Consider the following 13,277-nt stretch of genomic DNA (forward strand, 5'->3'; position numbering starts at 1 on the left):
CTTCTTTCCTGTGGTGTTTGAGGGCGCGGAACGCCTAGACAAGGGTGTTCAGCCAGCCCTGCGGCAGGTCGATGGGAAGGAGCGACGGGAGCGCGAGAAGTACGACGTACAGCGCCACTGTGTAAATCAGTGCCACCTTGAGGCGCGCCCTGGCGACGATGAGCAGGAACGCCGGGATAAAGACCGTCACGGCAATCAGGTAGCCGAAGGCAGCCGTGAGAGCGAGGAACCCTGTCATCCAGAGGAAGGTCTTCATGGCGAAGCCGGCATCCAGTGTCCAGCCGGCCGAGGCTGTCCTGGCGCGGAGCCGTGTCCTGAGCTCCGTGAAGAGCAGGATCCCCGAGAAGACCAGGCCGCCGATGCTCACCAGCTGCGGCACCAGGCGTGCCTCCGGTGAGAATGACGCGGAGGAAATCAGTGCAGCGGCAAAGGCGACGGCGAAGATTCCGGCTGCGGCGAGGGACCAGGTGGAGTTCTTCAGCGGGCTCTCGTCATCTTCCGGGCGCTCGTTGCGGTGGCCGTCGTCGAAGTTGGTGTTCCTGCGGGCGCGGACGAACTTGATGAAGGCCCAGACGATGGGCAGGACCAGGATCGCAAGGAAGACCAGCACACCGGGCCGTGCCATCCAGTCCAGCCCGTTGTACAGGCTGTCCGTCAGGAAGTAGTAGCGCTCCAGCGGGATGGCCAGAACGAATCCGATCAGGAACGGTGCCCGGGGGAACCCGGTGGACTTCAGCAGCCAGCCGAAGACGCCGAGGATGATCATGACCCAGAGGTCCCCAAGCTGGCCGCCCTCCTGGAAGGATCCGAGGAGCATCACGGCCACGAGGCCCGCAGCCAGGACGGCGAAGGGAACCTTGGTGAGCTTGGCGAGCTGCTTGACGCTGAGGAAGCAGAACAGGGCGCCAAGGATCGAAGCGATCGCAAACGACCACACAATCAGGTACATCAGGTCCAGGTGCTCGGTGATGATGGAGGGGCCCGGCTGGATGCCGTAGGTGAGCAGCATGCCCAGAAGCATCGCCGAGGGGACGCCGCCGGGGATGCCGAACAGCAGGGTGGGGATGAGGTCGCCGGCTTCCACGGAGTTGTTGGCGCTTTCCGGGCCCACGATGCCGCGGGGGTCGCCCTTGCCAAACTGCCGCTTGTCCTTTGCCGTGGCCACTGCCTGTCCGTAGGCCAGCCAGGTTCCCGCGGTGGCGCCGACGCCTGGCAGGACCCCTGCCCAGATGCCGATGAGGGCGCCGCGGATCACCTGGGTCCAATGCGACAGCCATTCACGGATGCCCTTGCCCCAGCCGCCGCCGAGGGTGATGTTTTCCGTCTGGCCGCGCCGCTGGCTGGCGCGGGAGGCGATTTCGGCCAAGCCGAAGATGCCCAGGGCCACGGCCACCAGTGAGAGGCCATCGCCCAGGAACAGGCTGCCGAAAGTGAACCTCTCCTCGGCCGTCGTTGGCGAAGTGCCCACCATGCCGAGTACCAGGCCAAGCAGGCCCGCCGAGACGCCCTTGATGATGTTGCCGCGGGAGAGGACGGCAGCGAGGGCGACGCCGAGCACTGTCAGCATAAACAGTTCCGGGCTTGCGAAGGACAGCACCAGGGGACGGGCCAGCGGGATGGCGAGCGTCAGGCCGACGGCACCGATGATGCCGCCGGCCATGGAGGACAGGAAGGCCAGCGTCAGTGCCCTGGCGGCCTGGCCCTTCTTGGCCATGGAATAGCCGTCCAGCATCGTCACGCTGGCCGAGGCTGAACCGGGGGCGCCCAGCAGGACAGCCGAGACCGTATCTGAGGTATGGACGACGGCGAGGGCACCGATGAGGAGCGCCAGGGCCTGGGGTGGTTCCATGCCGAAGGTAATGGGCAGCAGGATGGCGACGGCGCCGGTGCCGCCCAGGCCGGGAATGAGGCCCATGATCAGGCCTGCGACGGTGCCGATCAGGAGCATGAGGAGCAGGGACGGGTCAGCGAGTGATGCCAGCGCTGCCATAGCGGAGTCAAGCATGATGGTCCTTATTCAACGTGGATGTTGTATTTGGTCTCCAGCAGTTCCTTGACGTAGGACCTGACGGAGTTGCTGACGGTGTAGGCGTCCCGCACGCGGTCAGCCATACCGGCGTCCGCTACGAGGGGGTAGCCGCCGAGGACTTTGGCGGCCTTGGTTTGGAATTCCTTGTCGGTACCGAGCTTCTCGCTTGATTCACGCAGCAGCGTCACGGCTTTCTCGGGCGTCTCCTGCGGGACCCAGAGCCCTTTTTGGTAGGTATAGGTCAGCCCGAGCAGCGTCTTGTAGGCCTCGAACTTCTCACCCGACGGCTTACTGCCGTGCAGTTGCTCGTAGGCTTCGGCGACCGTGGGGACGTCCGGGAAGTTGGGGTCCCGGACCACGTCCCCTGATGCGTCCAGCTGCCCGAAGGACATCAGGACAGTTGCTTTGCCTTCTTTGGCTATGCCTGCGACTGCGGAGCTGTAAGCGGAGGTGGTCTGGTAGTCCAGGTCGATTTCGCCGCGCTGGAGTGCCAGGTTGACCGGGCCGCGCCCTTCGAAGCCGAAGGTGGACGTCACGTCAGCCTCCAACAGGTCGAAGGCGACCAGGGTGGTGATGTCCAGGCCTGTGGCGCTGATGCCGCCGAATTCGAGGGGCTTGTCCCTGTTGACGAGGTCGCCGACACCGTTGACGCCTGCTTCGGTGCGGGCGTAGATAACGCCGCCGGTGCCGTTGACCACCACCGGTTTGAGGTCCTCAAACGAGTACTTCACCGCGGAGCGGCCCAGGACCCAGGGCACCACGGTGGAAGCAGTTCCCACCAGGATTTCCGTGCCGTCGGTCTTCGCCGAGCGGGCGAACTTGTTGGTGCCGGAGATTCCCTCGCCGCCGGGTTCGTTGACGGGGGCGAAGCCGGGACGGCCCGGGATGTAGTTGGTCAGCTCGGTACCGATGAAGCGCGCCCAGGTGTCGGTGCCGCCGCCTGAGGCCAGGGGAATCAGGAATTCAAGGGTTTCACCGCTGAAGTTCCCGTCCTCGGTGCTGGACGGCGGGTTGAGGAGGCCTTCGCCCAGGACGGTGGTGGCCAGGCCCAGTACGGCGAAGGAAGCGACTGCTCCCAGCACGGTCCGGCGGCTGTGTTGCGGCGGATCAGGCAATTCGGTAGCCGCTGCTTCTTCGAAGCCCAGGGGAGGCTCCAGGGAAGACTTTTGACTCGTCATTGAGGTGTCCTTCGGTTGTGCCGTTCCGGTGTACGGGTGTCACCGGAGCGGCGTGCTGTGGTTTGGCGCTACCAGGTGTCCGGCAGCAGGAGTTCTGCATCGGCAAGCCGGCGGGCACTGCGGAGGGCGCCGACAACGGGGGTTCCTTCCCTGGTCTCAGACCAGGTCTGGACCAGGCCTGCAGGCGTCCGCATGGTGACCCCGGAGGCGACGTCGCCGCTGATCAGGTCCGCCACGACAGTGCCCTGGTACTGGGCCGCCATGGTCAGGGCAACACTCCCCGTGATGGCGAGGGCCGGGTGCAGCCGGCCCATCGAGAGCATCCTGACCACCACGTCGGCGTCGTCGTCCTCATCCGCTTTGGCAACCAGGGCCAGTTTGGGGATTGCGCGCTCGGCGTCCGCGCGGCTTTCCGCCAGGCCCATGCGCACGGCGGCGTCCCTCCGGACATCGTCAAGATGCACCAGCAGATCTGCCCGGCCGTCGATTTCCGCTGCCGTCTCGTGCCCGGTCAGGCCAACGGCTTCAGCCTCCAGCACGATCACCGGTGCGCCGGCGTCGATAAGGGTTGCGGTTACCAGGCGTCCGTCAAAGGTCACCTTGTCCACCGGGTCCCCGGTAGGGAAGAGCCGGCCCGTCGTCCTGCCGGCAGGGTCAAAAAAGCCCATTCCCACCGCAAGGCCGGGGAAGGGAACGCCAGGAATCATCTGGTCTCCGGAGTCGGCAAGTACACCGCCGGGGGTGGAGACCTTCTGCAGGATGAGCTGGTTGGTGTTGGTATTCAGTGCCCGGACGGCGGTACTGTCCTGGCCGGCGGTCACCCAGCCGCGCTGGATGGCATAGGGTGCGACGACGGCGGAACAGTTGCCGCAGTTGCTGCCCCAGTCCACGCGCTGTTCCTCGATGCCCACCTGGGCGAACGTGTAATCCACATCCGCTTCGTCCGAGTTCGAGGGGGAAAGGATGACGGCTTTGCTCGTGGTGGAGGTACCGCCGCCGACGCCATCGATCTGGCGGTTGTCCGGGCTTCCGAACAGACGCAGGAGAACCTCATCCACGGTCTTTCCTGGAACCTGCAGGTTGTCCCATTCGAAGACCCAGCACTTGCTGGTGCCTCCGCGCATCCACGCGGCAGGGATCTTTAACATTTGCTTCCACACCTTTCCCGGAGGCTCATCGGGGGTTACTTGCCACCTCGGATAACCCAGTGTGATGCCGCTCGCAGATGAATTACAAACGCCAAAAAATGCACCAGTATGCACTTTTACTTCAGATGCTCATGCGAATTTGGAGCAGTTCGCGGCGCTTGTGTGGCAAGGGGGTGAATTGCGCCGGTGCGGCAACTCGGGAATCATGCCGCATCTGAAGTCCAGTGCATAGAATTGTGAGGGGGGTTGAAGGAAAACTTCAGGGAGGAGCAGGCTGTGCTGAACGTCAGAAGGCTGGAACTGCTGTTGGATGTGGTGGAACTTGGTTCCATCACGGCCGCGGCGGACAAGCACGTCTATTCGCCGTCGGGTGTTTCGCAGCAGCTCCGGCGGCTCGAGGCGGAGGTGGGGCAGCCGCTCCTGCAGCGTACGGCCCGGGGGATGGTGCCCACCGATGCCGGTCATGTCCTCACAGCCCACACGCGCAGGATCCTCCGGCAGATGGCGGCGGCCGAAGCGGATCTGGCCGAAATTGCGGGCCTCAACCGGGGGAGCCTCACCATGGGGACTTTTCCCACTCTGGGTGGATCATTCCTCCCGCTGGTGATCAGCAGGTTCAAGGCCCAGTACCCGGCCATAAACCTGCACGTGCGCAGCAGCCGTTTCAACGACCTGATTGAAATGCTGGAAAACGGGCAGGTGGGGATGTCCCTGCTGTGGGATTACGAATGGAACCGGATCAGCCCCGAAAACTTCGCCCTCACCACGGTCTTTGAAGATGCCACAGCCCTCATCGTGGGCAAGGACCACAGGCTTGCCCGGCGCAAACAGGTGGACATGGCGGACCTGGCCAACGAGGAATGGATTGTCCGGGAGGAGGAACACCCCGTGGTCGAGGTCCTGCATCGCAGCGCCCAGTCTGCAGGTTTCTCGCCCCGAATCTCATTCCACGCCAACGACTACCAGGAAGCCCAGGCCATGGTCAGTGTTGGATTGGGCGTTGCCCTTGCCCCGCGGACGGCTGTGGTGAACAAACACCCGGGCGTCAGCATCGTCTCCCTGGGCCCCAGTGCCCCCTCGCGGCGGGTCCTGCTGGCCCACCGGCATGACAGGGTCCGCGCTGCCGCTGAAATTGCCTTCCAGGCCACGCTCCTTGAGGTAGCGAAAGACAGCAGCGTCGACTTCCGATGACAGGCGCCGCAGGTGATCCTACGGACGTCGGAAAAGTCCGGCGGCGTCGCGAACCTCCGCCCGACGCTCACCGCGCGTCCAAGGCCGGCACGGTCCGCTCAACCTAGTGGCCCAGCGGTGCGAACTCCGGCTGTGCGAGGGCGGAATCAGGGCGTATTCGAGTTGGCACCCGGGCACAGGACGACTTGGTTTTCCCTGTGGGCATCTCCCGGGGGTGAGTTCCTGGCTTGGGTGCCTCCCGGTGTTCTCAGCTGATGGCTGTCATGATGCTCCAGCCGTCGCCGACTTTGATGCGGCGGTCGTAGAGGCCGGTGCCGGTGCCGGTGTAGGTCCAGAGAATCCCGTCCCGGTCGCGGGCAGTGAGGTCAGCTTTGCCGTCACCGTTGAGGTCTCCGGCGGAACTGATGGCGGTCATGACGTTCCAGCCTGGGCCGACCTGGATCCGGCGGTCGTAGAGGCCGGTGCCGGTGCCGGTGTAGGTCCAGAGGATTCCGTCCCGGTCGCGGGCAGTGAGGTCAGCTTTGCCGTCGCCGGTAAGGTCTCCCGCAGCGCTGATTGCGGTCATGACGTTCCAGCCCGGGCCGACTTGGATCCGGCGGTCGTAGAGGCCGGTGCCGGTGCCGGTGTAGGTCCAGAGGGTTCCGTTGCTGTCGCGGGCCGTCAGGTCGGCTTTGCCGTCACCGGTAAGGTCTCCGGCGGAACTGATGGCGGTCATGACGTTCCAGCCTGGGCCCACCTGGATCCGGCGGTCGTAGAGGCCGGTGCCGGTGCCGGTGTAGGTCCAGAGAACCCCGTCCCGATCGCGGGCAGTCAAGTCGGCTCTGCCGTCGCCCGTAAGGTCCCTTGCAGCGCTGATCACGGTCATAACGTTCCAGCCGTCGCCGACTTTGATACGCCGGTCGTAGAGGCCGGTGCCGGTGCCGGTGTAGGTCCAGAGGGTTCCGTTGCTGTCGCGGGCAGTCAGGTCAGCCTTGCCATCACCGGTCACGTCCCCCGCTACTGCGGCCGGAGTGAACATTTGAGGGACTTGCACGGTGTTGAGGAGACGATTCGGGGTGCCGGCTGACGGGTTTGTGATAACGCCGGGGATGGCGGTGGATATCAACTCGGCGGTTACACCAGCCGGAGCCAGTCCAGGGTTCCGGGACAGGGCCAGGACCGCGGCGCCTGCGGCGTGCGGAGTCGCCATCGACGTCCCGTCCAAAGTGGCTACGGCCGTCGTCGAGGTGAGCCCGGCGGACTGGATGCGGACACCAGGCGCATACAGATCCACGCAGCTTCCGTGGTTCGAGAACGACGCCTGCCGATCCGAGGAATCGCTCGCTGCGACAGTCAAAGCCTCCGAAACCCGTGCCGGGGAAGCGTTGCAGGCGTCCCCTGCGGAGTTGCCCGCAGCCACGATAGCTGTAACACCGTCGCTGATAACTCCCCGGACAGCAGCGTCCAACACACTGCTGACGGGACCGCCAACGCTCAGGTTGACGACGGCAGGTGTTCCTTCGGCATGGTGGGACGCAACCCAGTCGAGGCCAGCGATGATGTCGGAGTAGAAACCGGAGCCGTCGCAGGTGACGGTACGGACCGGAATGATGGTCGCGGCTTTGGCCACGCCATAGGTTTTGCCGGCGATCGTTCCGGCGACGTGCGTGCCGTGGCCGTTGCAGTCGCTGTTGCCCGGGCCGTCGGCAAGTGCAGTCCAGCCTGCTGCTACCCGACCGCCGAAATCGTTGTGTGCGGCGAAGACGCCAGAATCGACAACATATGCACTGATGCCGGCCCCGGAGGACGGCGGCGTAAAGGTGCCCGAGAACGGAAGGGCACTCTGGTCGATTCTGTCCAAACCCCATGGTGGCGACTGCTGGGTCTCAGCCACCGACACGGGCGCGTCCAGTTCGATAGCCGAAACGCGTTTAGAACGCGCCAGGGAAGCTGCCTGCCCTCGGGTGGCTGTGACAACCGCGCCCTTCAAGGCTGCTGAAAAAGTTTTTCTCACGCCCACCCCCTGGGACCGAAGCGACGCGGCCTCCTCAGCAACGTTGGCTCCCTGGTGAAAGCTAACCAGATACCTGTCGCTGTCACCGGCAAGGTCGTTGTCACCGGTCAGGGGGACAGCAGGTAGCAGCCGTTCGAGAGGCCCGGACGGTAACTGTGAGAGAGTCTCGCTGCTTCCTCCTGCCACGGACGGCGGTTCAACCGCCACCGTGGAAGTGGCTGCCACAGCCGGCGGGGCCGCCAGCACAACGGCTCCGGTGACAACCAGCACGGCACCAAGAGAGCCCTTAAAGTGTTTTGGGAATGACATGGTGTCCTTCTATCGGTAGATGCGGGAGGGGCTGAGCAGACCGATAGTTAGCCAGGGAAAGTTCGCCGCCGCAGCCAGGCACGGGTCCCTGAGGTCCATCCGAGGGTTTTTCTGCCGGCTTCTGCCATGGCCAACATTCCGGCACCGAGGATTTTCGTGCCTACTGCCCGGCGGGGCGAGTGTCCGGCTCTGGACATGCGGACCCGCGGGCAACACTGAGCGCCTCGGCCAGCCAGCACCCCGGTGGCCCCCCAGCCGCCCGTTGCGCCTCCGCCATTGAACGGCGGAAAAGAAAACTCGTCCGTTGTCACGCGATCTTGGTCTTTCCCCCAGGGACTCCGGCTGAGCCCGAAGCCCGTACCCCAACGCCGGGCTCCGAAGTCAGGACCCGGACGTTGTGGGTGGGACGAGTTTACAAGAGCGGACCGGAAGAACAAACAGACAAAGCAGATAGGTGTGAGTACGACGGCGCGGCCCGGCCTTGGAGTTCCTCACACCGCATCAACAAGTTAGGGCACCCACGGTGGAGCCTGTTAGCGGCAGTCTCTAGTTCGCTTCCTTGAGGCCTGCCTCCGTGACGGCCGTTCCCCTGTAAAACCTTGGGGTTAGGGTAGGGATCTGCTGCAAAATGCCCCCTACGTCATTGCTTTCGCAGGTCAGGGGCCACACGCCCTTGACAGCCAGTCTCGGCCTGAAGGAATATCAAGGTGCCGCGGAGCTTGGCTGCCTCTTGGAAGCCGGACTGCGGTCCGGCTTCTCGAAGGGTTATCGGATGCAAGCAGCACTCCCTCGTCACAGATCCTTCCGCAGTGTGGCCGCAGCCGCCGCTGCCCTCCTGGCGTTCTCTATTGCGGGCTGCACCAGCCCTCCGGAGCCGCCTGAGCCGCCGTCCCCAACGGCCACCACGACGGGTCCGCCACCGTCCCCTGGTGACGTTCGCATCGCTGCTGTCGGTGACATGAACGGTCCCAAGACCACGAAGACCGACAGCCCGTCCGGCCTGAACGGCGCGGCGATCACCCGGCTCGTGCAGAACAACGAGATTGACGCTTTCCTGGGACTCGGGGACTTCCAGTACGACATCGCGCAGTGCGAGGACTACGTGGACTACTGGGCGAAGCTGTGGGGTGGCACGATGCCCAAGCTGTACTGGGTGTCCGGCCCCAGCCATGACTGGAGGCCCGGCCGGAACGAAGACCTCGACAACTTCATGAACGGCGAATGCCCCGGGTCTGAGGCGAAAGCTGCGATCAACCAGGAGCGTGGGTTCATCGAGAACGGGCAACCGTACTCCAAGGACTTCGGGAACTGGCACTTCGCGTTCCTGTCCTCCGCGCAGTGGCGGTACGACACCACGAAGGCCATGGAGACCACGAAATGGCTGGACGAGGACCTTGCTGCTGCCAAGGCGGCCGGAAAGCACCTGGCAGTGGTGCACCACGAACCGTACTTCACGTCGGACACGAACGAACATGAGCGGGCCAAAAACCATAAGCCGTGGATCGATGTGATGTGGAAGCACCGGGTCCGTCTGACCCTGTCAGGGTCACAACACAACTATGAACGGTCCTGTCCGGTGAACAACGAGGACGAGTGCGTGGATGACGGGATGACAGCGTTCCAGGTTTCCACGGGAGGTATCGGTCTCCGCTCCTTTCTCAGCGATCCGTCGTACATCGAGGAGCGGTTGAGCGACACCCACGGGTTCCTTCGGCTGACACTGCGGGAGGACGGGTCCTTTGACTGGAACTTCGTTCCAACGTCGGGCGAGGGCACGGATTCGGGTACGCGTTCGGCGCAGTAGCAAGACCCACCGCCCGGCCCCGGACGAGGGAGCGGTGACGCATAACAGCAAGGCGGCCGCCGCCGTCGTCCTTTAGGATCCAAGGGCACGGCGGAGGCAGCCTGGCCCTGAGCCTAAAAGCCGCAGCGCGGACTAAAGCGTCTCGGGAACCGGGCGTCCCGGGAAGAGCGTCGAATACTGCTTCCGGTACATCCTGCGTCCGATGAGACGGTAGGCCAGGCGGACCGGCGCGGGGATCTCCCTGAACAGTTCCTTCCGGTCTGCCTGCGGATTTCGTGGCCAGCACCTTCCCGAGGCAGCCGACCAGGAACTTGTTGCCGACCTGGCTGCCCGGCAGCCTCGTAGCGTGTGCCCTAGGCCGCACAATTGCACCTGGTTAGGGCGGGATTAGGTAGGGGAGCGTGCCGAACTCCCCTACCCCGGCCGGTGCGGGTAGGGGCAAGATTGCGAAATGAAACGACGTATAGTGGCTAGCTTCGCAGCAGCAATGATGTCGCTTGGCGGAATCGCACTGGCTTCCCCCGGCAATGCAGCACCTGAGTCATCCCCAGACACGGGGCAGATTGTGGTCAAGTTTCGTGACAATGCTGCTGCACCGGGCCTGCTTCGCCAAAAAGGCCTTAACTCGAGCGCGACCATCGGAAGCACCGGCGCCGTCGTCGTGAAAGCGCCCCGTGGGAAAAAGGCACAACTCATCCAGGAGTTGAGCAGCAATCCGGACGTTGAGTACGCCGAGCCGGACGAGGTGGTTACTGCCGCCACGGGCGATCCCTACTTCGAACGCCAATACGCTCTTCACAACGTTGGGCAGTCGTTTACGGATACCGCCAACACGCTGACTGTGCCGGCGGGCACCAGGGACGCCGACGTGGACGCGGTCGCAGCGTGGAACATCACCAGGGGAAGCGGTACCAGGGTGGCCATCATTGACTCAGGGGTGGCGATCGACCACGAGGACATCTCGCACAAGGTGGTTGCGCGGGCCAACTTCAGCGGCACCATCATCGATGAGGCAGCGGACTACGACAGGTACGGCCACGGCACCCATGTCGCCGGCATCGTTGCCGCCGAACACAACGCTGCCGGCGTGGCCGGTGTGTGTCCGGAGTGCACCATCCTGGACGCCAAAGTGCTCGATGACAGCGGGGCCGGTTCCAGCTCCGCCGTTGCCGCGGGCATCGACTGGGCGGTGGCAAACGGCGCCAAGGTGATCAACATGAGCCTCGGGCAGCGCGTCTCGTCACGCACCCTCGAAACCGCCGTCCAGAACGCCTGGAGCAAGGGCGTGGTCATCGTGGCCGCAGCGGGCAATGCCGGTACCGCCGAGCGGATTTATCCAGCGGCCTATCCCAAGGTCATCGCTGTGGCGGCAACCGACAATAATGACCTGAAGGCCCCCTTCTCAACCTACGGAACGTGGGTGGATGTGGCGGCGCCGGGGGTCGACGTCTATTCAACGTTCCCCAACCATGAGTTTGTGCTGGGCATCCAGAGCGGCAGCCAGCCCGGTTATGACCTCGCCAGTGGAACGTCCATGGCCTCGCCGATTGTTGCCGGTGTTGCTGCGCTTGTCTGGAGCTCGCATCCCGGCACCACGAATGAGTCGGTCCGGGACGATATCGAATCCACCGCCGAGCCGATCGAAGGCACCGGCACTTACTGGGAGCACGGCCGCGTGGATGCGGACGATGCGGTCAGCGAGCGGTGAGCTGGAAGGCCCGTCGAAACCGTTGTAACCGGACGCGCCGCCAGGTTCCCCGGGATATGACAATGGCCCCGACCACAGCCGAAGCTGTGGTCGGGGCTATTGCATGAGTCCGGCGTCTGATAGCGCCGATGCGCGGCCTTAGGCGCGTGCCTTGGTGTGGCCCTTGGTGAGGACGAGTGCCAGGGCCACCATGCCGACGCCGAGCAGCAGGTGCAGGATGTTGTCAGCACCGTTCACCGGGACGAAGTTCCCGGCGGTGTCCTGCGGGATTACCAGGCCGTAGACGAAGAGGACCAGGTAGATGATGCCGCCGTAGAGCAGGAAAGACCGGGCGCCGCCAGCGGTCTTGGCCAGGACGATGCCGGCCACGCCGAAGAGCAGGTGGACAACGTTGTGCAGGGCCGAGACCTGGAAGATGCCCAGCAGCAGGGCCTCGGAGTGGTGGCCGGCGAAGTGCAGTTGGTCAAAGTTCGCTGTGATGCCTGGAACGAAGCCCAGGACGCCGACCAGCAGGAACACTGCGCCCACTGCCATCGATGCCTTTTGCACGGCGGTGCGGGTGGCCATGCCGGTGTTTGTGTGTGTTGCCATGGTGATCTCCTGAATGCGATATATGTGTCTGGATCAGGTGGTTATGCCTGCCAACCCCAAGGGGTTATGCCAGCTATTCGGGCGCTATCGCAATTCGGATGGGTAATTTCTAAAGCAATTTTGAAGCGAGGGCCAGTGGAATGCCGCGCTTGCCGGCGCCACACTTTGTCCGGGTGCTAGCGCACTCGAATGTTTGACGGCTTCCCCGCGACGTCCCGCGGCTTCATGCCTGCCGCTTCTGCTTGGAGGATGCACCATTTACGCAGCTGCATTCCGAGCACCTTTGACAGCGAACCGTGTTTTTCCTTAACCAAGGGTGATCCCGCAGAGCCGAACGACGTAACGCTGATACTCGTGGCGCCGTGCAGCAGTGGATCGGCCAGCACCGCGGCCCAGGCCTTCTCCAGGGCCTTTGCTGCGGCGTCAGCGCTTCCGTTGACGCCCTGGAAGCTGCGCGACACGTGGGCTTGCATCCGCTGCTGCTCCGTCAGGGCCGGCGCGGGCTTCGGTGCTTTTACGACGGCGGCAGCCGGTGCTGGTGGCTTTGGCTGCGGTTGCGGTTCTGCGTGGCGGGAATTGCCGCCGGCTCCGGCCAGCATCAGATCCGCGAGTTCTACGTGAAGCGCAGCGATCTGCCGATGGATTTCGCTGATCCGCTGCACCGCGTCGATGCCCGCGTCGTGCCTCGGCACGCCCAGCCTGGCCTTCAGGTCAGCCGGGCAGCTGGTGCGGAACAGGGCGCAGAGCGCTTTCGCTACAGCAAGGCGCGCGTGGGCGCCGGGCAGGTGCAGCGGCGCAGGGCTGGTTGACGTGCCGATCACCGCAGCGAGGTCCGGCAGGCTTCCATACACCTTGCCCCACCGAATCCGTTCAATCTCCGTCCGCTCATCCACCTGCGGGGAGTACACGCTTTGCATCAGCAGTAGTTGACGCGGGTCAAAGTCAGGAAAGTGCTGAGGGAGGATCCCGTTGCGCAGGGCCAGGCGTACGGCGTCGAGCTGTTTTGAAACCTGCTCTATGGGGTTGGCAACCAGCAGTCCGCCCTCCAGCTGCCATCCGGTACCGGTATCGGTCGCCGAGACCACGCGGTGGGGGAATGCCTTCCATTCGCTGACCATCAGCGTCCCGTGCCGGACGTTATAGAAGAACCAGTCGATCTCGGCCACCGGCCTGCCCGGGGCGTCCACCCTGCAATTGCTGAACGCCCACACGTCGTCGTCGAGCAGTTCACCCAGCCTTGCGACGTCGCGCGGGGAGGGACGGTGCGCCGCCGAGTTGGCGGAAGGAAAATGAAGCAACGAAGGCCTTCTGGGGCGCCGGGGCCAG

General features: G+C 64.3%; 10 protein-coding genes. 3 read left to right on the top strand and 7 right to left on the bottom strand.

The features are described from left to right. Positions 1-34 precede the first annotated feature (34 nt). From M1D93_RS05795 to M1D93_RS05805, 3 genes are all read right to left on the bottom strand, one after another. On the bottom strand, positions 35-2,005 hold the full coding sequence (locus M1D93_RS05795) for a tripartite tricarboxylate transporter permease (RefSeq protein ID WP_461174201.1): 1,971 nt from the start codon (positions 2,003-2,005) through the stop codon (positions 35-37). A gap of 8 nt (positions 2,006-2,013) precedes the next feature. After that, positions 2,014-3,207 carry a type 2 periplasmic-binding domain-containing protein gene (locus M1D93_RS05800; protein ID WP_461174202.1) on the bottom strand — a complete coding sequence of 398 codons (1,194 nt, stop codon included), beginning with the start codon at positions 3,205-3,207 and terminating at the stop codon, positions 2,014-2,016. Between the two features lie 68 nt (positions 3,208-3,275). Further along, positions 3,276-4,355, bottom strand: coding sequence for a PrpF domain-containing protein (locus M1D93_RS05805; protein ID WP_461174203.1), 1,080 nt, complete (start codon positions 4,353-4,355; stop codon positions 3,276-3,278). A 276-nt stretch (positions 4,356-4,631) separates the two neighbouring features. Between M1D93_RS05805 and M1D93_RS05810 the strand changes: the two genes are divergently transcribed. Next, the gene (locus tag M1D93_RS05810) at positions 4,632-5,546 is read left to right on the top strand and encodes a LysR substrate-binding domain-containing protein (protein ID WP_461174204.1); all 915 of its coding nucleotides are present in this window, start codon (positions 4,632-4,634) and stop codon (positions 5,544-5,546) included. A 247-nt stretch (positions 5,547-5,793) separates the two neighbouring features. Here the strand turns inward: M1D93_RS05810 and M1D93_RS05815 are convergent, their stop codons facing one another. Together M1D93_RS05815 and M1D93_RS05820 are read right to left on the bottom strand one after the other, a co-directional pair. Further along, positions 5,794-7,539, bottom strand: a complete 1,746-nt coding sequence (locus tag M1D93_RS05815; RefSeq protein ID WP_461174205.1) for a S8 family serine peptidase — start codon at positions 7,537-7,539, stop codon at positions 5,794-5,796. A 1,101-nt stretch (positions 7,540-8,640) separates the two neighbouring features. Then, on the bottom strand, positions 8,641-8,808 hold the full coding sequence (locus tag M1D93_RS05820) for a hypothetical protein (protein ID WP_461174206.1): 168 nt from the start codon (positions 8,806-8,808) through the stop codon (positions 8,641-8,643). Here M1D93_RS05820 and M1D93_RS05825 point away from each other — a divergent pair. Together M1D93_RS05825 and M1D93_RS05830 are read left to right on the top strand one after the other, a co-directional pair. Further along, the gene (locus M1D93_RS05825) at positions 8,807-9,652 is read left to right on the top strand and encodes a metallophosphoesterase family protein (RefSeq protein ID WP_461174207.1); all 846 of its coding nucleotides are present in this window, start codon (positions 8,807-8,809) and stop codon (positions 9,650-9,652) included. The genes M1D93_RS05820 and M1D93_RS05825 overlap by 2 nt on opposite strands. A gap of 451 nt (positions 9,653-10,103) precedes the next feature. After that, on the top strand, positions 10,104-11,360 hold the full coding sequence (locus M1D93_RS05830) for a S8 family serine peptidase (RefSeq protein WP_461174208.1): 1,257 nt from the start codon (positions 10,104-10,106) through the stop codon (positions 11,358-11,360). Between the two features lie 138 nt (positions 11,361-11,498). Here the strand turns inward: M1D93_RS05830 and M1D93_RS05835 are convergent, their stop codons facing one another. Next, positions 11,499-11,951 (bottom strand): DUF4383 domain-containing protein, encoded by a 453-nt coding sequence (locus M1D93_RS05835; protein WP_461174209.1) that lies wholly within the window; start codon positions 11,949-11,951, stop codon positions 11,499-11,501. Positions 11,952-12,127: 176 nt separating this feature from the next. Beyond that, on the bottom strand, positions 12,128-13,249 hold the full coding sequence (locus M1D93_RS05840; RefSeq protein WP_461174210.1) for a hypothetical protein: 1,122 nt from the start codon (positions 13,247-13,249) through the stop codon (positions 12,128-12,130). Positions 13,250-13,277 lie beyond the last annotated feature (28 nt).

Source organism: Arthrobacter sp. Z1-9, from assembly GCF_054792695.1.